At 38.4% G+C, this 18,331-nt stretch carries 19 protein-coding genes and 1 pseudogene; 5 read left to right on the top strand and 15 right to left on the bottom strand.

The window, feature by feature from the left end; genetic code table 11:
* Genes ACVWYN_RS00790 through ACVWYN_RS00775 form a run of 4 tightly spaced genes read right to left on the bottom strand, consistent with a single transcriptional unit; the run spans position 1 to position 3,861 of the window.
* Complete coding sequence (locus ACVWYN_RS00790; RefSeq protein ID WP_457286914.1) at positions 1-795, bottom strand: type 1 glutamine amidotransferase; 795 nt, start codon at positions 793-795, stop codon at positions 1-3.
* Between the two features lie 44 nt (positions 796-839).
* A complete protein-coding gene (locus ACVWYN_RS00785; protein ID WP_457286913.1) occupies positions 840-1,943 on the bottom strand; it encodes a carboxylate-amine ligase in 1,104 nt (367 codons plus the stop codon).
* A gap of 5 nt (positions 1,944-1,948) precedes the next feature.
* Positions 1,949-3,097: an ATP-grasp domain-containing protein gene (locus ACVWYN_RS00780; protein ID WP_457286912.1), complete on the bottom strand. Its 1,149-nt coding sequence runs from the start codon at positions 3,095-3,097 to the stop codon at positions 1,949-1,951.
* 59 nt (positions 3,098-3,156) lie between these two features.
* Complete coding sequence (locus ACVWYN_RS00775; protein ID WP_457286911.1) at positions 3,157-3,861, bottom strand: esterase family protein; 705 nt, start codon at positions 3,859-3,861, stop codon at positions 3,157-3,159.
* A 106-nt stretch (positions 3,862-3,967) separates the two neighbouring features.
* On the opposite strand from ACVWYN_RS00775, the gene ACVWYN_RS00770 reads away from it, so the two are divergent.
* Positions 3,968-4,807 carry an alpha/beta hydrolase gene (locus ACVWYN_RS00770; protein ID WP_457286910.1) on the top strand — a complete coding sequence of 280 codons (840 nt, stop codon included), beginning with the start codon at positions 3,968-3,970 and terminating at the stop codon, positions 4,805-4,807.
* Here ACVWYN_RS00770 and ACVWYN_RS00765 read toward each other — a convergent pair.
* Positions 4,804-5,043, bottom strand: a complete 240-nt coding sequence (locus ACVWYN_RS00765) for a hypothetical protein (protein WP_457286909.1) — start codon at positions 5,041-5,043, stop codon at positions 4,804-4,806. The genes ACVWYN_RS00770 and ACVWYN_RS00765 overlap by 4 nt on opposite strands.
* A 357-nt stretch (positions 5,044-5,400) precedes the next feature.
* On the opposite strand from ACVWYN_RS00765, the gene typA reads away from it, so the two are divergent.
* Positions 5,401-7,206, top strand: coding sequence for a translational GTPase TypA (gene typA / locus ACVWYN_RS00760; RefSeq protein WP_457286908.1), 1,806 nt, complete (start codon positions 5,401-5,403; stop codon positions 7,204-7,206).
* Positions 7,207-7,276: 70 nt separating this feature from the next.
* Here typA and ACVWYN_RS00755 read toward each other — a convergent pair whose 3' ends face one another.
* Both ACVWYN_RS00755 and ACVWYN_RS00750 read right to left on the bottom strand, forming a co-directional pair.
* Positions 7,277-8,026, bottom strand: a complete 750-nt coding sequence (locus ACVWYN_RS00755) for a glycosyltransferase family 2 protein (protein WP_457286907.1) — start codon at positions 8,024-8,026, stop codon at positions 7,277-7,279.
* Positions 8,027-8,045: 19 nt separating this feature from the next.
* Entirely contained in the window at positions 8,046-9,317 is a 1,272-nt protein-coding gene (locus tag ACVWYN_RS00750; RefSeq protein ID WP_457286906.1) for a glycosyltransferase family 4 protein, read from the bottom strand.
* A gap of 106 nt (positions 9,318-9,423) precedes the next feature.
* Between ACVWYN_RS00750 and ACVWYN_RS00745 the strand changes: the two genes are divergently transcribed.
* Together ACVWYN_RS00745 and ACVWYN_RS00740 are read left to right on the top strand one after the other, a co-directional pair.
* Positions 9,424-9,747 carry a hypothetical protein gene (locus ACVWYN_RS00745; protein WP_457286905.1) on the top strand — a complete coding sequence of 108 codons (324 nt, stop codon included), beginning with the start codon at positions 9,424-9,426 and terminating at the stop codon, positions 9,745-9,747.
* A 1-nt stretch (position 9,748) separates the two neighbouring features.
* Positions 9,749-10,504, top strand: coding sequence for a class I SAM-dependent methyltransferase (locus ACVWYN_RS00740; protein WP_457286904.1), 756 nt, complete (start codon positions 9,749-9,751; stop codon positions 10,502-10,504).
* On the opposite strand, the gene ACVWYN_RS00735 is transcribed toward ACVWYN_RS00740, so the two are convergent.
* From ACVWYN_RS00735 to ACVWYN_RS00700, 8 genes and pseudogenes are all read right to left on the bottom strand, one after another.
* A complete protein-coding gene (locus tag ACVWYN_RS00735; protein WP_457286903.1) occupies positions 10,496-11,392 on the bottom strand; it encodes a glycosyltransferase in 897 nt (298 codons plus the stop codon). The two genes, ACVWYN_RS00740 and ACVWYN_RS00735, sit on opposite strands and share 9 nt — an antisense overlap.
* Positions 11,393-11,394: 2 nt before the next feature.
* On the bottom strand, positions 11,395-12,162 hold the full coding sequence (locus ACVWYN_RS00730; protein ID WP_457286902.1) for a class I SAM-dependent methyltransferase: 768 nt from the start codon (positions 12,160-12,162) through the stop codon (positions 11,395-11,397).
* 12 nt (positions 12,163-12,174) lie between these two features.
* The gene (locus tag ACVWYN_RS00725; protein ID WP_457286901.1) at positions 12,175-12,819 is read right to left on the bottom strand and encodes an FkbM family methyltransferase; all 645 of its coding nucleotides are present in this window, start codon (positions 12,817-12,819) and stop codon (positions 12,175-12,177) included.
* 5 nt (positions 12,820-12,824) lie between these two features.
* Positions 12,825-13,451, bottom strand: coding sequence for a class I SAM-dependent methyltransferase (locus ACVWYN_RS00720; protein ID WP_457286900.1), 627 nt, complete (start codon positions 13,449-13,451; stop codon positions 12,825-12,827).
* 42 nt (positions 13,452-13,493) lie between these two features.
* The gene (locus tag ACVWYN_RS00715; RefSeq protein WP_457286899.1) at positions 13,494-14,825 is read right to left on the bottom strand and encodes a flippase; all 1,332 of its coding nucleotides are present in this window, start codon (positions 14,823-14,825) and stop codon (positions 13,494-13,496) included.
* On the bottom strand, positions 14,822-15,355 hold the full coding sequence (locus tag ACVWYN_RS00710; RefSeq protein WP_457286898.1) for a DinB family protein: 534 nt from the start codon (positions 15,353-15,355) through the stop codon (positions 14,822-14,824). The genes ACVWYN_RS00715 and ACVWYN_RS00710 overlap by 4 nt, the downstream gene beginning before the upstream one ends.
* A gap of 12 nt (positions 15,356-15,367) precedes the next feature.
* Complete coding sequence (locus ACVWYN_RS00705; RefSeq protein WP_457286897.1) at positions 15,368-16,057, bottom strand: YjjG family noncanonical pyrimidine nucleotidase; 690 nt, start codon at positions 16,055-16,057, stop codon at positions 15,368-15,370.
* Positions 16,054-16,182: pseudogene (locus ACVWYN_RS00700) on the bottom strand (uracil phosphoribosyltransferase); the annotation flags it as partial. The pseudogene ACVWYN_RS00700 and the gene ACVWYN_RS00705, both read right to left, overlap by 4 nt.
* A 110-nt stretch (positions 16,183-16,292) precedes the next feature.
* Between ACVWYN_RS00700 and uvrB the strand changes: the two are divergent.
* Positions 16,293-18,329, top strand: coding sequence for an excinuclease ABC subunit UvrB (gene uvrB / locus ACVWYN_RS00695; protein ID WP_457286896.1), 2,037 nt, complete (start codon positions 16,293-16,295; stop codon positions 18,327-18,329).
* Positions 18,330-18,331: the final 2 nt, after the last annotated feature.

Raw genomic sequence — 18,331 nt, 5'->3', positions numbered from 1 at the left:
TTAAACTTCTTCCTTTAGGGTGTCTATTGCCTGTGTTATAAAATTGGGTAATATTACACTTTGTGTAAGCTGTAGCTTATTCGGATCATCTACGCCGGCAAGCATGTCTTTATATTTTGCTATACCATGGTTAGCAATAATGCTATTTTTTTTATCTTCCTGGATCAGATACATTTTCATCCCAAGAGGATCAGCTTCTGGATGAAACTGTGTCCCAACAATTTCATTAGTAAACCTCACTGCCATTACGCAACGTTCCAAATCTACATGAGGTCTTTCTTTTTCAATAGCTAGAACACTTGCGTATGGATTTGAAAAAGAGACATCTTCAGGATTTACAACTTGCCAGTCCCTGCTGTCAACCGTAAAGAGTGGATTTGAAAGCCCATCAAAAATGCATTCCTCTGTTCCCGCTTCTGTTAAAAACACCGGAAAAATTCCAAAGGCGGTGGAACGTCTCCTAATTACTTTGCCAACATTAAATTTTCTGCAGGCCATTTGATAAGAGTGACAAATTAAGAAAACATGTTTTTTAACTGAACTACTGCTATTGTTAAAGGATTCGATTGAGTCCAAAAGATTGAAAAAATCAAACTCCCACTTCATGCCTTCGCCATCATACGGACTGCCTGGCCCTCCGCTCGATATGTATATGTCATATCTTAAATCTGGTATCTCGCCTTTCTGCCTTAAATCAAAAATATCATAAATTATATCGAGACCAGAAGTCTCCCGATAACGCAATAAGATTTCCTTTATACCCCTCATTCCTTGGTTGGGTGAGCCATTATTCATGTCAATTACAGCAACCCTAATCTCAGTATTCCCAACGATATTCACTATTTTGCTCCTATTAAAGTTTGAGTAGTGATATAATCCACTACGGCTTCAAAGTTACCACTTTGTTCGTAAACAGCCAATTGCCTATCTGCACCAGTACCATTTTCCAATATTTTCAGTACATAATTAATGTCAGTCCTACAACCTAATTCGTCTACCACATCATCTATAAAATCAAGCAGTTCCAGGATAAGATTCCTGCAATTCACTTCCATTTCCTTGCCAAAATCAATTAGATTTCCATCTATGCCATACCTTGCAGCACGCCATTTATTCTCGTTGATGAGTGCTCTTGAATAACTAATAAAGGTCAAGTTTTGAAGTCTGAGCTTATATAATTTTGCACATAAACACTGAAATAGGGCCGTAAAAGCCATAGTCTCGTCAATAAGCATCGGACAGTCGCAAATCCTAAATTCAATGGTTTCAAAAAAAGGATGTACCCTAATATCCCACCAAATTTTTTTTGCATTGTCAATACTATTCGTCTTTATTAATAGCTTTACATAGTTGTCGTAATCTTCGATACTGTTAAAAATATCGGGGATTCCTGTTCTGGGGAACTTGTCAAATACCTTGGTTCTAAAAGACTTATAACCAGTATTCCTATTTTCCCAAAATGGAGAATTGGTTGATAATGCAAACACATGTGGCAGAAAATAACGCACTTGGTTAGCAATGTGTATGGCCAATTCACGTGATTGGAAACCTACATGTACGTGTAGACCAAATATGAGGTTTGATCGGGCAGCTTCCTGCAGCTCATTCACAATTTCACTATATCTAGGATGTTCCGTAATCAATTGTTTTTCCCAGTGGGAAAATGGATGCGTCCCAGCAGCACCGATCCTTAAGCCCTGCTCACCGGCAAGCTGAGAAACCGTATAACGCAGTTGAGATATTTCTTCCCTCGCCTGTTCGGTATTTTTGCATATCCCAGTTCCAACTTCAACAACAGCCTGGTGCATTTCCGCTTTTACCTGATCCTTATGAATTCTTTGGGCTGCCTCAACAATTTTCTGGTCGTGAGAGGTCAGCTCACGGGTAACAGGGTCAATAACCATGTATTCCTCTTCAATGCCAAGCGTAAATTCATTTTTCATATCTACTACTTATTTTTTGATGGGGCAGCCTTTTTCGCTGGGACTTTAGTAGCGGCAGTAGCTGCTTTAGGTTTTGCTTTTACGGCACTTGTTTCTGCTTTCACAGCCAGAGCTTTGGTTTTCACAGTTACAGGTTTAACCTTGATCTTAACTGTTTTCGGCAAAACAGTCTTTTTAACAGGTTTGATTGCTGCCTGTGCTACCAAGGGAAGGCCCGCTCCTGAATTCTTCACATAAGTTCCCCAAGTTAAATTATCCTGACCTATAACCTGTGCCTTAGCTCTTTCAATGGCATAATGGGCAGTAGTTTCCACTACCCAATCAAAGTTTGCCTGTCCAACGCTTGTTATTTCTGCGTCAGGTGCTGGGTTGCAAAAGTCAATCGCATAAGGTATACCATCACGAACAGCAAATTCTACTGTATTAAAATCGTAGCCTAAGTATTGGTTTAGTTTTATTACGTAATCATGTATGGTTTTCAATAAGGCTTCACTTGATGGTGGATTTTCTACCTGATAGCGTAAATGAAAGGGGTTTCGCGGTTCATATTGCATAATTCTTACGTGTTTGCCACCTATACAATAACACCTAAAATATTCCGTAAATTCAATTTCTTCCTGCAGCATCATTACCGTGCGTTTGGTCTGACTGTGTTTATCGAAAAAATCCTCTTTATCATGTAATTTATAAACCTCTTTCCAGCCTCCCCCATCAAAAGGTTTCATGTAAGCAGGGAAGCCTGTATATTCAAATATATCATCCCATGCCATAGGGAATGTCAGGTTACTGAAAGATTGGTCTGAAGTATCATCCGGCATTTCATAGGAAGGAATCAATGCTGTTTTAGGCACTGGTACGCCAATCTGTATGGCTAAAGCATTATTGAAAAACTTTTCATCTGCGCTCCACCAAAAAGGGTTATTGATTACGGCAGTTCCGGTGATAGCAGCATTTTTCATTGCGGCTCTGTAAAATGGAACATCCTGAGATATCCGGTCAATAATCACAGCATATTCCAGCGGTTCAGCTTGAAATATCTTGTCAATACTTACAAATTCGGCAGTTATATTTTTTGCAGCAATTTCATTTATGCGGTTTACCACGGCTTCAGGAAATGATCTTTCTTTGCCGAATAAGATTCCAATTTTCTTCATATTATATTTGTTAATGTTTTAGTTCCCATTCGTTTAATAGTAAAACAACCTTAAATGTTTTACAATTGTGATAAGTATTCTGGCATCATGCTTCTCCAAATTGGCCAGTCATGATCGGCATTATGCCTAATGTCCAGCCAGTGGTTTATTCCCTTGCTGTTTAATATGTCTGAAAGCCGTTCATTATCTGCCCTGCAAATGTCCCGGTCTGATGTTCCAAGTATAATTTTCATGTCCCATAGCGCCGGGTTGGAATCATTCACCAAAAAGTCAACCGGGTTGTTAAAGTAAACTTCGTCGTTGTAAAAACCATCCAACTGACTTCGCATGTCAAATGCACCGCTCATGCTAAACATATGGCTCACCATCCACGGATACCTAAAAGCAAAGTTTGCAGCATGATAGCCGCCAAAACTACATCCGGCAGTAATGATTTTGCTATGCCCGGTTTCATGCCTCGCCAATCCTACAACTTCCTCTAGAATTGCTTTATCGTACCAAATGTGATTTTTTGCCCGATCGGAAGCAGGAATTTCTCTATTATACCAGCTTTGTTTATCAGCACTATCCGGACAATAGACTTTAATCTTTCCCTCATCAATAAACCATTGAATGGAATCAATCATTTTGAAATCCTTGTACTCGTAATATCTCCCCATGCTAGTTGGAAATAAGATCACTGGATAACCGCTGTGGCCAAAAACCAATAGCTCAAGATCACCACTTAAATTTTGGCTATACCATTTCTTATATTCTTCTTTCATAGCATGAAATTTAGGTGCTTTAAGATAGGAGATTTCTATGGTTAAATAAAATTTACTAAAGTGAATCCTAATATTTTACGGAGAATAGTAACTTTGCACATTATTAGTGAGTGGGATATTGCTGAATATGAAAGACACCATGTTAGTTTCGGATGTTATTAAAAGTCATTTTGTTTTAAAGTCTGGTTACCTTAAGAGAGAGGTGGAGCTAGAGGTTTTTCTGCCACCAGGCCTTTTGGGAAATGAACGACTAAATCTGCTCATATTGAACGATGGGCAGGAAGCGCTGGGACTTAAATTAGAAGATACACTAAACACGCTTTACGCAAAAGATAAAACAGGTCCCATTGCCGCCGTCGCTATTAAAGCATCACAAGAGCGAATTCAAGAATATGGAGTGGCAGGAGTTCCCGATTTTCTTGGTCGTGGTTCACTTGCAACGGCTTATACTAATTTTATCATCGAGGAATTACTTCCATATTTAGAAAAGAAGATTCCTTATTCGATTAATGGTACCAGAGCATTTGTCGGTTTCTCCCTCGGTGGATTAAGTGCATTTGATATCGCCTGGAATAATTCTTCTAATTTTGATGTAGTAGGCGTATTATCCGGCGCTTTCTGGTGGCGAAAAAAAGACCTGAAAGATGGGTATACTGATGCTGACAGGATTCTTCACGATTCTATCAGTAGAACTCCGGAAAAACCAAACCTGAAATTCTGGCTAATGACAGGAACTGAAGACGAGCAGGCAGATAGGAACAAAAATTATATTATAGATTCCATCGATGATACCATCGATATCATCAAAGAATTGTTAAGAAAGGGCTATAAAAGGCCTAACGACATTTGTTATTATGAAATGGTTGGTGGTGAACATAACGTAGCTACCTGGGCAAAAGCATTGCCTTCATTTTTAATTTGGGCCTTTTCGTCGAAATTAAATTAATCTTCCTTTTCTGGTTCTTGATTTTCATGGCCTGCAGACTTGTGAAATTCCTCTGCATTATCATCAGCCAATGAGTTTCCGCCGGCTTCAGGCTCCAGATTGTTATCTAAACGCGCATTCCATTCGTCCAGGCCTGTTGGGTTTAAATTTCCGCTCTTAGGCATTTTACTGTTTTCGGGATTAATATTTTGCTCGCTCATGATTTTCTTTTCAAGATAACAACAAATCTTAATCATTGTTTAGATAAAGATTCGGTTTGCATGTTATCTGGCTTCGTGTTTTTTGTATTCGTAAAATGGCAATTGAAGGGTATCTATTCGTTTTTTAGATATACCAATGATGCAGAACCGATAGCCGACGGATACCGAATGGATAACCGACGTACGAACCCAGGCCGAAGGCAGGTACTACCCAGACCGAACCCAGGCACGTTCAAAATGTCAAGCCATGTTAAAGGTGCGCTCAAATTGTAATCGCACAACACGTAGATTTATACTGAATTGGAATGTGACAATTGGCGTCATATTTTTAAACTAACACGCTGATATTTCGATAATAAACCTTATCTTTGCGCCAAAATTTACACGCATTTTATGCAAAAAATAAGAAACATAGCTATTATAGCACACGTTGATCACGGTAAGACAACACTGGTTGATAAGATATTACACTCTTGTTCAATTTTTCGTGATAATGAGCAAACAGGTGATTTAATCCTTGATAATAATGATTTGGAACGTGAACGTGGTATTACCATCGTTTCCAAAAACGTTTCAGTACAGTATAAAGACATTAAGATCAACATCATTGATACTCCTGGTCACGCGGATTTTGGCGGTGAGGTAGAACGCGTATTAAAAATGGCTGACGGGGTGTTATTACTGTGTGATGCTTTTGAAGGCGCAATGCCTCAAACGCGCTTTGTTACGCAAAAGGCACTTGCGCTAGGTTTAAAACCTATTGTAGTAGTAAATAAAGTAGACAAAGAAAACTGTCGCCCTGAAGAGGTTTACGAACAAATTTTTGAATTGTTCTTTAATCTTGAAGCAACAGAAGATCAATTAGATTTCCCGGTTATCTACGGGTCTTCTAAACAAGGCTGGATGAGCACTGACTGGAAAGTTCCAACTACAGATATCTTTGCTTTATTAGATGCTGTTGTAGCTAATATTCCTCCCGCTCCAAACAATGATGGTACTTTGCAAATGCAGATCACCTCTTTAGATTATTCATCTTTCGTAGGTCGTATTGCTGTTGGTCGCGTTCACCGAGGTGTTATCAAGGAAAACCAACCGGTTACCTTGATCAAGCGTGATGGTAAACAAGTAAAATCAAGAGTAAAAGAATTATATACTTTTGAAGGTTTAGGAAAAATTCGTACTACCGAGGTTAAATCTGGTGATATCTGCGCTGTTGTTGGTATTGATGGTTTTGATATCGGTGATACCATTGCTGATTTTGATGCTCCAGAGCAATTGCCGGTAATCAAAATTGATGAGCCAACAATGAACATGTTGTTCACTATCAATAACTCACCATTCTTTGGTAAGGAAGGTAAATTTGTTACTTCTCAACGTATAAAAGAACGTTTATATAAAGAAATGGAAAAAAATCTTGCCCTTAAAGTGGTTGAGACAGAATCTCCAGATTCTTATTTGGTTTACGGAAGGGGTATCCTGCATTTATCAGTACTTATTGAGACGATGCGTCGTGAGGGTTATGAAATCCAAGTTGGACAGCCACAAGTAATTACCAAAGAAATTGATGGTAAAAAATGTGAGCCTATTGAAACGCTTATTGTAGATGTTCCTGGCGAAGTTGCCGGTAAGGTAATCGAATTGGTAACTCAGCGTAAAGGTGAGTTATTAGTGATGGAGCCAAAAGGTGATTTACAGCATTTAGAGTTTGAAATTCCTTCACGTGGAATCATCGGCTTAAGAAACAACGTTTTAACTGCTACCGCAGGAGAAGCAATTATGGCTCACCGTTTCAAGTCTTACGAGCCTTGGAAGGGCACTATTCCAGGAAGATTGAACGGTGTATTGGTATCTATGGATAAAGGTAACACAACGGCTTATTCTATAGATAAGCTTCAGGATAGAGGTCGTTTCTTTGTTGATCCAGGGGTTGATGTTTACGAAGGTCAGATCATGGGGGAGCACATCCGCGATAATGATTTGGTTGTAAATATTGTTAAAGGTAAAGCATTAACTAACATGCGTGCTTCTGGTACTGACGATAATACACGTATTGCTCCAGCTATTAAATTCTCACTTGAGGAGGCAATGGAATATATTCAGGCAGACGAGTATATTGAAATCACTCCATTGAGCATGCGCCTACGTAAAATATATTTAACAGAGAACGAACGTAAGGTGAATGCCAAGAAATTCTTGTAACTAGTTGTTATTCTTAAGATAAGTAAGGCCACAGAAAAAAATCTGTGGCCTTTTTATTTGCTGTTTGTGATTAATCGTTCGTTCTTCTATGCCTTATGAAATAGCCAGCCAAACTGATGGCAATAAATAAATGGTTAATCAGGTTTGGTATCAGTCCATAGTATTTTCCGAATATTTTAAAACGTTCTTTTAGACTTGCAAAGTGTTTTTTCTTAGACATGCCACCTACCAGGTATTTAGCCACATAAATGTGTGTATTTACTATATTGGATGCTTTTTTTGCACATTTAATGATCCAGTCAATATCTGAACTGTATTTGTAACTTAAATCAAATGGCTCTGTAATGGCTCTTTTTATGTAGATAGCCTGATGGCTAATACTCATTCCTAATTTAAAGCTACGCCAATTAAAGTGCTCTGGTGCACGGTGCCTGCGTTGACCAAGGCTTTCCCAATTGTTATTATACATTTCTGTTTCGCCATAATATATGTCAGCAGAATCAGCAGTTTCGAATACTTCAGCAACTGTTTCTATGGAATATATCTCATCTCCGGAGTTCATAAATAGAATATAATCACCTGTTGCCATGGCCAAGCCTTTGTTCATTGCATCATAGATTCCTTTATCAGGTTCAGAAATCAGTTTCGAAATCCTGTCCTTGTAAAGCTCAAGAATACGACTTGTGCCGTCAGTAGAAGCGCCATCGATAATAATGTATTCTATATTTTTATAAGTTTGATTTAATACAGACAGCAGCGTGCGTTCAATGTCTTTAACATTGTTATATACGATGGTGATAACGCTTAGTTTTGGCTGCATGGTTAGCCGTAATATACTATTATTTAGGCATTAAATCTATTAGTGATTGGTATAATAGGTAGTGCTTTTGTGCAACTACTGCTTCAGAAAATTGATTTAGAATTGTTTTTCTGGCTTCTTTCTGGATTTCTACTGCATTTTCATCGTGATATAGCCATTCTATACCAGTAGCGAGGTCTTCTGATGATTCGTAAGCTGCCAAGTAACCGTTTTGTAAATGTTTTATCATATCTGGTATTCCGCCTGTTGTAAAAGCTACTACAGGTGTAGCGCAAGCCAGACTTTCCATTACCGTGTTCGGTAAATTATCTTCCAAAGAAGGGGTTACGAATACATCTGCAGCAGAATAGCATTTTGCAAGGTGTTCATCGTTGGCAATCGTGCCCAGAAAAGTGGTTTTAAATGGGAACTCCGGCATTTCTGCATTTTCCTTATTGCCGAAGATTACAAGTTCAATCTTATTTTTATCTATTCCTGGTCTTGTAGACAAATCATTCAATGCTTCAATGAGATACGAGGTTCCTTTATGCTTGTCGTTTTTAGAGGGCATAAAACCACTCATCAATACAAATTTATCAGGGCTGATCTTCAAAATCTTTTTTGCCTCAGATTTTACATAGGGCTTAAAAACGCCGGTCTCTATAGTGTTAGGAATAACGGTAGTGGAGCGAAATCCCATTAAGCTGCTCAATTTGACAGAGTTGGCCATCCAGTTACTTGGTGCAACAATATGGCAATTAAGTTCTGAGTATGCTTTCTTTTTTCTAAGCCAGGTTTTATGAGAAAGATCATCCTTGCCACTCTGTTTTAATAAAGGGCAAAAACCACATTCTTTGTGATAGTTTTCGCAAGAGTAACGGACATGACAGCCACCGGTAAAAGCATTGCTATCATGAAAAGTCCAAACGATTGGTTTATCCAGCAGATCCAGTTCGGCTATAAATTTTGGAGATAAAAACCCGTGGTTAATCCAATGGAGATGAATAATATCTGCCTCTTTAACTGAGGGGTGGTTAATTACGGAACTGCCAAACCATTGCAAAGAAAATGGGGTTTTAACTGCTTTCGAAAAAGCCTTAGAAAGGTAGCGTTCTGCAAGGATGTTAAACACTGCTTTTGCCCTCCTGAAAGGACCATTACTAAATGTTCCAGTGAGGCTGCTCTCTTTAAATTGGAAATAGACCATCACTTTTGATTCTACCCCTATGGCGTTGAGTGCCTTGTTTAATCTTAAACAGGCCCTTCCGGCGCCACCATTTCCTTCATAGGTATTTAGATGTACTATTTTCAATTGAATAGGCTTGATTTTTCGGGTAAATTTATTGTTATTTTGGCTAAGTTTCATCCTTTCTCAAATTCTTGTGTATTTTCGTTCATATATCCAGTTTAATGCTTTTATGAAGAGATTATTTTGTGCCTTTAGCCTTTTTATCCTGTTCTCAAATACCTTGGCCTTCGCACAGGGCGATCCTTACTTTCTTGCTAATCCAGCACTCAGTCCTGATGGTCAAATGGTAGTTTTTAGTTTTGATGGCGACTTGTGGAAGGTTTCTTCTGCAGGCGAATCTGCCAGTAGAATTACTGCTATGCCGGGAGATGAAATCAATACAAGGATCTCTCCAGATATTTTCGTTAAAACTACATTTATGGCCAGATTGCAAGGAAAAGATCCGCAGATTGAGCGTGCGGTTGCTAAAATTTTAAAAGACTTAAAGAAATAATATGGCAAACCTGCTAACAGACAGACAATTTTGGGTGAATTATTGGGAGCGTAAAAATGATCTGTCAGTCAACATACCGCCTAATTATCTTTTTCATAAAGAGCTCAGGTCAATTATCAAACATCAGGGTGTTAAATCTGCGATTGAGCTTGGTGGCTTTCCTGGCTATTATGCAGTATTCTTAAAAAAATATTTTAAGATTGATGTTACACTATTGGATTACTTCGTGCATGAGCCTGTCACCAATTCGCTACTTGAGGCAAATAATCTTAAAGCAAGCGATATACATATTATTGAGACTGATCTTTTTAATTATACCCCTGAACGTAAATATGATCTGGTTTTGTCCTGCGGACTGATAGAGCATTTTAACGATACTGAGGACATTATTAACAGGCATATTGCTTTTCTAAAACCAGGCGGCAGCTTGTTTATTACGTTACCAAATTTTAAGGCAGTTAATGGTTGGCTTCAAAAGACCTACGATAAAGAAAACTACGATAAACACAATATCAGTTGCATGGATCCTGATTTACTTGCAGTAATATGCAAAAAGGCGGGCCTTGATATAATACAATCCAGATATTTTGGAAGGTTCAGTGTGTGGTTGGAAAATGAAAAACAGAAGCCCGCAGCTACCAGGGTGTTAAAAAAATCAATATGGATTGCTGGTAAGGTACTTACTAAGCTTATTCCTTTTGATTCGAAACAACTTTCGCCCTACATCATCGTGGAGGCTAGAAAAGGATTATCTTAAACGTTCTACAACATATCTTTTTAGCCGCATCCATAGTGACCCTTTTCTATTTGCCAGGAAACCTTTAACAGCCTGATATGCTTGATGATCTTCAGCTATTACTGCCGGGAAATAAGTTATGCGTTTAGGATTGATTACAACATTATAGATGTCATTAATTCCAGAATGTATTCCAGAGCCATCGTGACCTATATTGTTAACCAGCGATTTGGAAGGATTGAGTGTAAGTCCGCCTTTTAAGAAAATAGATGCATACCATCTAATTGCCCATGAATTGTTCTTCCCATTTTTGAAGTCCTCCATTTGCTTCCAGAAATTCATTGAATTTTCAATAGAGAATGCGCTTTTCTTTTGTTTGTCAAACTGGCCAATCAGGGTGTCAATATTGGGTTCAAAGTTTTTCCATGCGCGGTTCCATGTGGCCCAGCCCCAACTTGTAGCTGCGCGGTAAAAGAAAGTTTCTGGCAACTCTTCTTTTAGGTTATACATGTAAGCGCCAATGTGCATTACCTTTTCGTTATCTTTATAAAGATCCAATGCTTCGTTGAAATAAGTTAATGTGTAAGGTGAGGTAATCAGATCATCTTCAAATACAATCACCTTTCCATAATCGTTAACAAGCATTGTTACTCCTGCAATAATAGAATTAGCAAGCCCCATGTTTTCTGGCCTTTCTATTACTTTAATAGATTTGAACCCCTCTACGTTATTGATTATCTCTCTCACTTCCTGAATGGCCTGCTGATCATTTGCTGATCTTGGTCCATCAGAAAATATAAATAACCTACTCTCAATTGCAAGTTCATTTTGTTGTAAGAATTTTATTGTCCTGGCAGTATGCTGCGGTCTGTTGTAAACAAATAAGGCAATTGGCGCAAAGGTTTGCATACTTAAAATATTTGCAGATTCTGTGTAGATTTCTCAGTAAGTACAGTGTAGGCATTACCGAATTGTTCTGTTTTATTCTTGCCAAGCAAGTTACCCAGCAGTTTTTTTATCCGGTATTCCATTTCAATTCTGAAAATAGTAGAAAAAGACCTTTGTTTTTTTAGCACATTAAATTCGCAAAATATTATGGTTTCAATTGGTGTTAAAGAGGTCTTATCAGCTTTAATTTCCAGGCCCTCACTTTGCAGAAGAAATTTGATCAAAGTTGGCGTGTACATGTTTATATGCCCATAATCAAGGAAATGCTTCATTCTCTTATCTATACCAAACCGATAATCCAGGGGTACTTCTATAACGATGAATTTGGCTACCCGTTTAAGCTCTCTTAACAAAACTCGCTCATGCTCTACATGTTCAAGCACATGTGCCAATATAACAAGGTCAAAAGCATTATCATCGTAAGGAATGGTGTAACCATCAAAGGCTTTTACGTCTTTAACACTGTTTAGGTTTCTTTTTTCTATAATGGCAACGCCACTATCTGCAATTTCCAGCGCATATAACTCTTCAGCAAATTTCCATTGATCCAGGTAATGAAGTATGCTGCCATCGCCTGCACCTACCTCCAATACCTTACTTGGTTTAATTGATTTGCAAACTTCAATAATATTTTGTGCTTTAGACTTTGCGCCAAGCATGCGCCATTCTACTTCTTTACCTGTGTAGAAATCATTATAAGCATCAGCGATGTTGTTCGTTACAATTGCCATTAATTGCTGATTTTAAATTCCTAAACAGTTATTGGATTTGTAAAAAATGGAAGTGTATTTTGAGATAATAACACCTGGAGCCATTCCTGAAAAAGGAAGGTATTTAAACCCATTTTCTTTAAAGAAGGCGTGAGCTTCAGCATATTCAGATCTTTCAGAATCGTCCAAAACAACTATTCCATCTTCTGTTAGGGAATGAATAGCCTGTTTACAACAATTTACCCTATCCCTTCCGTCTACTATGATTACATGAAATTTAATGCCCGTTGGCGCAGCACTTCTACAGTATTCGCCATCTGTTTTTAGATCACATTGAATCATTTTTACATTAGATAAGTTAATCTTTGAGCTTTTCTCAAACCATTCTTTATCATGCTCTACTGAATAAACCGAACCAGCCAGTTTAGCATAGAATATGGTAGAGTTTCCTGACCCGAATTCAAATATATTTTGCTGTTTTGTGATGCGGTCTTTTATAAAATCGATAAAAGAATAGGTTACCCAAGGTATGGCATGTCCATTTTCATCGATCGCAGATTTTGTTTTGAAAGCATCAAACCAGCCTTTGTCGGCCAGATAACCTTTAAAACCAAGCGATAACAGAACTTTAAGTTTCCCTGGCTCTAACAGGGTTGTTTTTGATAATTTACTTTTCACAATGCTTAATCTTTAATTCCATCGATGATTAATGAAGAATAACCTAAAGGCTCTTTGAAGCGTTTATCGTACCTTTTAGAGCGGATCACATGACCGTCTTTACTATCCCATTCCGTAAAATGAAATTTCCCACTTTCATCATAGTATTCCAACAAGCTCGGCGTAAATCCTGCCTCTTCGAATACAGCGGACAGTTTTTTATAGTCATATAACAGCTTATGATCGTGAGCTCCTTCACCGAAACCTCCAGGTTTTACCATATTGATATATTCCGGATTAGGATGAAAACCATCTGGCACTGCAATTCTTACTGAGCCACCTTTTTCCAGGTATTGATAACAATTTTTTAAAGCGATAAGTGCGTCATGATAACTGATGTGTTCAAATACATGCTCAGCAAGGAAACGGGTTGCTTTCTTATCTCCAAAGAGATACTTAAAGGAATCAATTTGCAAAAGGTTCAGGCTTTCAATATTTGTAGGTAACCACGAGTCGTAATCGGTATTGTGGGCTCCGATAATGATCTGTAGCTTTTCGACATTTGTTTTTATCTTGGATCTTAGTTGTGTTTTTCGCCATTTATCAATGGGGATATAAATTAAAGATCTCACAGCCTTTCTTAAGGATTTCATTGTATTACTATCGGTTTGGATACCAAAGTTAACAGAATCATGCTATCGTGCATTCCCCCTAGTCGTTATTTTTTGAAATAAGTGTATTAAAAAAAGTGATTTTAACATCAAAATACCTTGCTCTCTGGTTTTAGGAATAAGCAGGATGTAAAAGGTAGATACACAATATGCAATCAGCGTTGCTATTGATGTCCCAATTCCTCCATATAGAGGGATAAGCCAAAGATTGAGCATAATATTCACAATCGCGCCAGCTATGGTTCTTTGCAGCGCAATGCCATTATAATTTTCGGCTAATAGAAATTGGGAACTCGCACTGCCGAGGAAAACAAATATGCCCGACCAAATGTGGATAGATAGCATTTGCCCGGACCCAAAAAACTTGTCGCCATAAACAAGATTGGTGATGTCGCTTCCAAAAAAGCTAATAAATATTGCAGTGGGCAAACTAATATAAACCAGTAAATCATACAGGTTAACCAGCCGTTTTTTGTACCGTTCCAAATCAGTTTTGCGGGCGTTTATGATCGCTGGAAATACCGAAGTCACTATAGCTATAGGAATGAATAGCCATGCTTCACTTATGTTTGCAGCCGCACTATATATGCCTACGGCTTCGCTTCCGGCACTCTTAAGCATTACCTGATCGATTTTCATGTAAATGGAAACCATCACGGCCGAGAACATCAAGGGATAAGATTGTTTCAGTAATAACTTTGCCCGAGACTTTCTAAACGTCCAGTGCCTGAGTTTAAAGCCCTGTCTGTGGTACATAATGACTAAGCCGGTAGCCAGAAAAACGGCATCAACAGCAACTGCTACCGCAAACCATATTAAATCGGCATTAATCCACACTAATAGTGCTTTAAATGCGGTAGTCAGAATAATCTGAATGTTTTGAACCTGTACAACATACTTTGCCTTAACCTGAGATTGAAAGTAGGCATCGATGACATTGAAAGACTTAAAAAAGGATGTTAATGCGAAAAAGAAAATAATCCATGTTAACGAATTGCCCGGCTGTTTGGAGAAATGGTGAAAACCCAGGTAAATCAACACGCTGATAGGTACTAGTATAGAATTTATACCCAGCCTCATCCAAAGTGATGTCCCTAGAATTTCATCTTTCTTTGAAGGCTCGTTAATGATTTCCCTGATGATGAACGTATCCAGACCTAGTGTTCCAACGGCTGCAATTATAAAGGTCATTGCCATGGCAAAATTAAGGTCGCCAAACAAGTCGGGTTTCAAATATCTTGCAACAAGTATGGTTACCAGCATGCTCATTACCTTCCCAAACATGAGCCAGCCTGTATTTTTTACATACTTCTGGAAAGCCTCCTCATCGAAACCTTTTATGGTAGGTATCTTCATTGCTGCAAAGATGTAAATTTAAAACTCTTCTCAATTCTATTTAACTGCTTTAAATGGTGACTTAGGTGTATGTGGGTGAAGCGAAGCCATTGAAATGCATTGAAGTAGCCTAGTCTTGGGTGTTTGGTTTTTACGGAGCGATTTGCATGCTGCATTTGCAGCATTTCTGCGTCAAGATGGGTTACAAATTGACTGATCAATAAAGAGGCTTCTTCGCGACTAATTTTTTTAATACGCTCTGCAAGTTTTTTTGGTGCCTGAAATTTTTTACCGGGAGGCAAGCTTCCAAAGAATAAGATAAGTTTGCTAACAAAAGGGGTAGCAACAACTTTACCATTCCCTCTGGCCGCTTCGGCGAGCGCATCCAATGTAAGAATGCTTGAATCGAAAATATGAAAATACACTTCGCTGTATGACCATCCGCCTATAGGTGGAGCTAATTGCCACTCCTCAACGCTTATAACTGCCAATTTTTCTTTATAATCAGCAACAACTTTCAATATGATTTGGTAATCTTTTTGAATGCTCATTAGTTAATGATTCTAAAAGTGTTGAAGTAATTCCTCCAGATGGTTAATTTGCCAGAGTACATCGTTCGGTTTTTCCAAGTTCATTGGATTAAAGTAGATGGCTTTGATCCCAAAGTCTTGTGCACCTCGTATGTCCGCTTCTACACTATCACCAATCATAATACTTTCCGTTTTTGTAGCGCCAGCTTTTTCTAAAGCATATTCAAAGATGCGTTTGTTGGGTTTATTTACGCCTACATCCTCAGAAATGATCACATTGGAGAAGTAAGGATTCAGATTTGAAACCGACATCTTCATCAATGTAGATTCTTTGAAACCATTAGAAATGATGTGGAGTGTATATTTCTGCTTTAAATAGTTAAGCACCTTTTCAGAACCAGAAAAAAGATTGGTTTTAGTGGGAGTAAGACGAACATAATCGTCCTCAAACTGATGGGGCACACTTTCCGGAGGTATTCCCAATTGTACGAAGGTTCTGTGGAACCTCTCGGCACGAAGAGTCTCTTTTGTGATTTCACCCAAGTGGTATTGTCTCCAGAGGGAATGGTTATTTTCGGTGTAAAGCACAATGAAGTCAGCTGCAGACGAACATCCCAAATCATCAAGCTTGTAAGTTATATAAAGCTCATTCAGCGTTTCCTGTGCATTCTTATCAAAATCCCAGATGGTATGGTCGAGGTCAAAAAATAGGTGTTTAATCATAGCTTAGCTCCATAGGCAAGGTCTCCTGCATCGCCTAATCCGGGCACAATATAAGTCTTACTTGTCATTTCTTCATCAATTGAACCTATTCATAATTTGACTTTTGGTAAGTTTTTCTTTACATACATTTGCTATAGAATTTGTTTTATTGAGGTCGAATACTATACTTAAATATAGCCTTTATCGACATTGGCTTTGAATAAATTTACTATTTTTTTGCCTAAATTTGAATACTATGAAATTCAATATTGTTTCTGATTATAAACCAACGGGCGATCAGCCAAACGCAATAACACAATTGGTTCAGGGCGTAGAGGCTAATGAGCATTACCAAACACTTTTGGGAGTAACGGGATCTGGTAAAACGTTTACCGTGGCGAATGTTATAGAACAAACTCAAAAGCCTACTTTAATACTGAGTCACAATAAAACCCTTGCTGCTCAACTTTACGGAGAATTCAAACAGTTTTTCCCGGAAAATGCTGTGAATTATTTCGTTTCATATTATGATTATTATCAACCTGAGGCTTTTATGCCCAGTACAAATACATACATTGAAAAGGACCTTAGCATTAATGAGGAAATTGAAAAATTAAGGTTAAGAACAACATCAGCTTTGATGTCTGGCCGCAGAGACGTTATTGTTGTCTCTTCTATTTCCTGTATTTATGGTATGGGAAATCCTGAAGATTTTTCAAAGTCGGTATTCCGGTTTTCAGTTGGAACAAGAATTTCCAGAAACTCATTTTTACACAGCTTGGTAGAGATCTTATATGCCAGAACGATAAATGACTTTAAGAGAGGGACCTTTAGGGTAAAGGGGGATACGGTTGATATATTCCCAGCCTATTTGGATAGCGCCTACCGCATCTCCTTTTTTGGTGATGACGTGGAAGAATTGAGCGTAATTGATCCGGTTACTGGTAAAACACTTGAAAAACTGGAAGATATGACTATATATCCAGCAAATCTTTTTGTGACACCTAAAGACCGATTCAATTCATCTATCTGGGGGATTCAAGAGGAATTGGAGATCCGCAAAAATCAACTGATAGAAGACAGGCAACTGTTAGAGGCTAAGCGATTAGAAGAGCGGGTAAATTTCGATATTGAAATGATGAAGGAGCTGGGTTACTGCTCGGGCATTGAAAATTATTCCAGATTCTTTGATGGGCGTTCTCCTGGAATGCGGCCTTTCTGCTTGCTGGATTACTTTCCCGATGATTACCTGATGGTAATTGATGAAAGCCACGTTACAGTACCGCAGATTAGGGCGATGTATGGAGGAGACAGATCCAGGAAAATGGCATTGGTTGAATATGGTTTCAGGTTGCCGTCAGCATTGGACAACAGGCCGCTAAATTTTGAGGAATTTGAGCGACTTGCCCCTCAGACTATATATGTAAGTGCAACGCCAGCAGATTATGAATTGCAAAAATCTGAAGGTATTGTGATTGAACAGGTAATCCGACCAACTGGGCTTCTAGATCCTATAATTGAAGTGCGCCCAGCTATAAATCAGGTCGATGATCTGCTTGATGAAATAGATAAAACTATAAAATTGGGGGATAGGATACTGGTAACCACCTTAACAAAAAGAACGGCAGAAGAGCTCACTAAGTATATGGATAGGCTTAATATAAAATGCCGTTATATCCACTCTGAGGTTAAAACATTAGATCGGGTTGAGATCTTAAGAGGACTTAGATTAGGCGAATTTGATGTTCTTATTGGTATTAATCTTTTAAGAGAAGGGCTTGATTTGCCAGAAGTTTCTCTGGTTGCCATTTTGGATGCAGATAAAGAAGGTTTTCTGCGATCTGAACGGTCGCTCATACAGACCATTGGCCGGGCAGCGCGTAATGACAGAGGTCGTGTAATCATGTATGCGGATAAAATGACAGACTCTATGGATAAAACCATAGATGAAACCAATAGACGTCGGGAAAGACAGATTGCCTATAATTTTGAGCATGGTATTACACCGAAAACAGTTGGTAAGAGTAGAGAAGCTATCATAGAGCAAACATCTGTTTTAGATTTCTCTTCAGGTGAGAATAGGCGAGCCAAACCTTATATCGAAATTGATGAGGTCAGCATAGCTGCAGATCCTATTGTGCAATATATGACAAAGGCGGAGATGCAAAAATCAATAGACAAAACTAGAAAGGATATGGCGAAGGCGGCAAAAGATATGGACTTTTTGCTGGCGGCAAGGTTGCGCGATGAAATGTTTGCTATGGAAAAAGTATTTGAAGACCGATTTAAATAAGG

This window comes from Pedobacter sp. UYP24 (assembly GCF_054057295.1).
Note: the sequence above shows the minus strand (reverse complement) of the source record. Positions and strands in the feature narration are given on the sequence as shown.

Excerpts from the sequence above, each read along its gene's own strand:
- ACVWYN_RS00790 (WP_457286914.1), bottom strand. The coding sequence starts at position 795 with ATGAATAATGGCTCACCCAACCAAGGAATGAGGGGTATAAAGGAAATC.
- ACVWYN_RS00785 (WP_457286913.1), bottom strand. The coding sequence starts at position 1,943 with ATGAAAAATGAATTTACGCTTGGCATTGAAGAGGAATACATGGTTATT.
- ACVWYN_RS00780 (WP_457286912.1), bottom strand. The coding sequence starts at position 3,097 with ATGAAGAAAATTGGAATCTTATTCGGCAAAGAAAGATCATTTCCTGAA.
- ACVWYN_RS00775 (WP_457286911.1), bottom strand. The coding sequence starts at position 3,861 with ATGAAAGAAGAATATAAGAAATGGTATAGCCAAAATTTAAGTGGTGAT.
- ACVWYN_RS00765 (WP_457286909.1), bottom strand. The coding sequence starts at position 5,043 with ATGATTAAGATTTGTTGTTATCTTGAAAAGAAAATCATGAGCGAGCAA.
- typA (WP_457286908.1), top strand. The coding sequence starts at position 5,401 with ATGCAAAAAATAAGAAACATAGCTATTATAGCACACGTTGATCACGGT.
- ACVWYN_RS00755 (WP_457286907.1), bottom strand. The coding sequence starts at position 8,026 with ATGCAGCCAAAACTAAGCGTTATCACCATCGTATATAACAATGTTAAA.
- ACVWYN_RS00745 (WP_457286905.1), top strand. The coding sequence starts at position 9,424 with ATGAAGAGATTATTTTGTGCCTTTAGCCTTTTTATCCTGTTCTCAAAT.
- ACVWYN_RS00740 (WP_457286904.1), top strand. The coding sequence starts at position 9,749 with ATGGCAAACCTGCTAACAGACAGACAATTTTGGGTGAATTATTGGGAG.
- ACVWYN_RS00735 (WP_457286903.1), bottom strand. The coding sequence starts at position 11,392 with ATGCAAACCTTTGCGCCAATTGCCTTATTTGTTTACAACAGACCGCAG.
- ACVWYN_RS00730 (WP_457286902.1), bottom strand. The coding sequence starts at position 12,162 with ATGGCAATTGTAACGAACAACATCGCTGATGCTTATAATGATTTCTAC.
- ACVWYN_RS00720 (WP_457286900.1), bottom strand. The coding sequence starts at position 13,451 with ATGAAATCCTTAAGAAAGGCTGTGAGATCTTTAATTTATATCCCCATT.
- ACVWYN_RS00715 (WP_457286899.1), bottom strand. The coding sequence starts at position 14,825 with ATGAAGATACCTACCATAAAAGGTTTCGATGAGGAGGCTTTCCAGAAG.
- ACVWYN_RS00710 (WP_457286898.1), bottom strand. The coding sequence starts at position 15,355 with ATGAGCATTCAAAAAGATTACCAAATCATATTGAAAGTTGTTGCTGAT.
- ACVWYN_RS00705 (WP_457286897.1), bottom strand. The coding sequence starts at position 16,057 with ATGATTAAACACCTATTTTTTGACCTCGACCATACCATCTGGGATTTT.
- uvrB (WP_457286896.1), top strand. The coding sequence starts at position 16,293 with ATGAAATTCAATATTGTTTCTGATTATAAACCAACGGGCGATCAGCCA.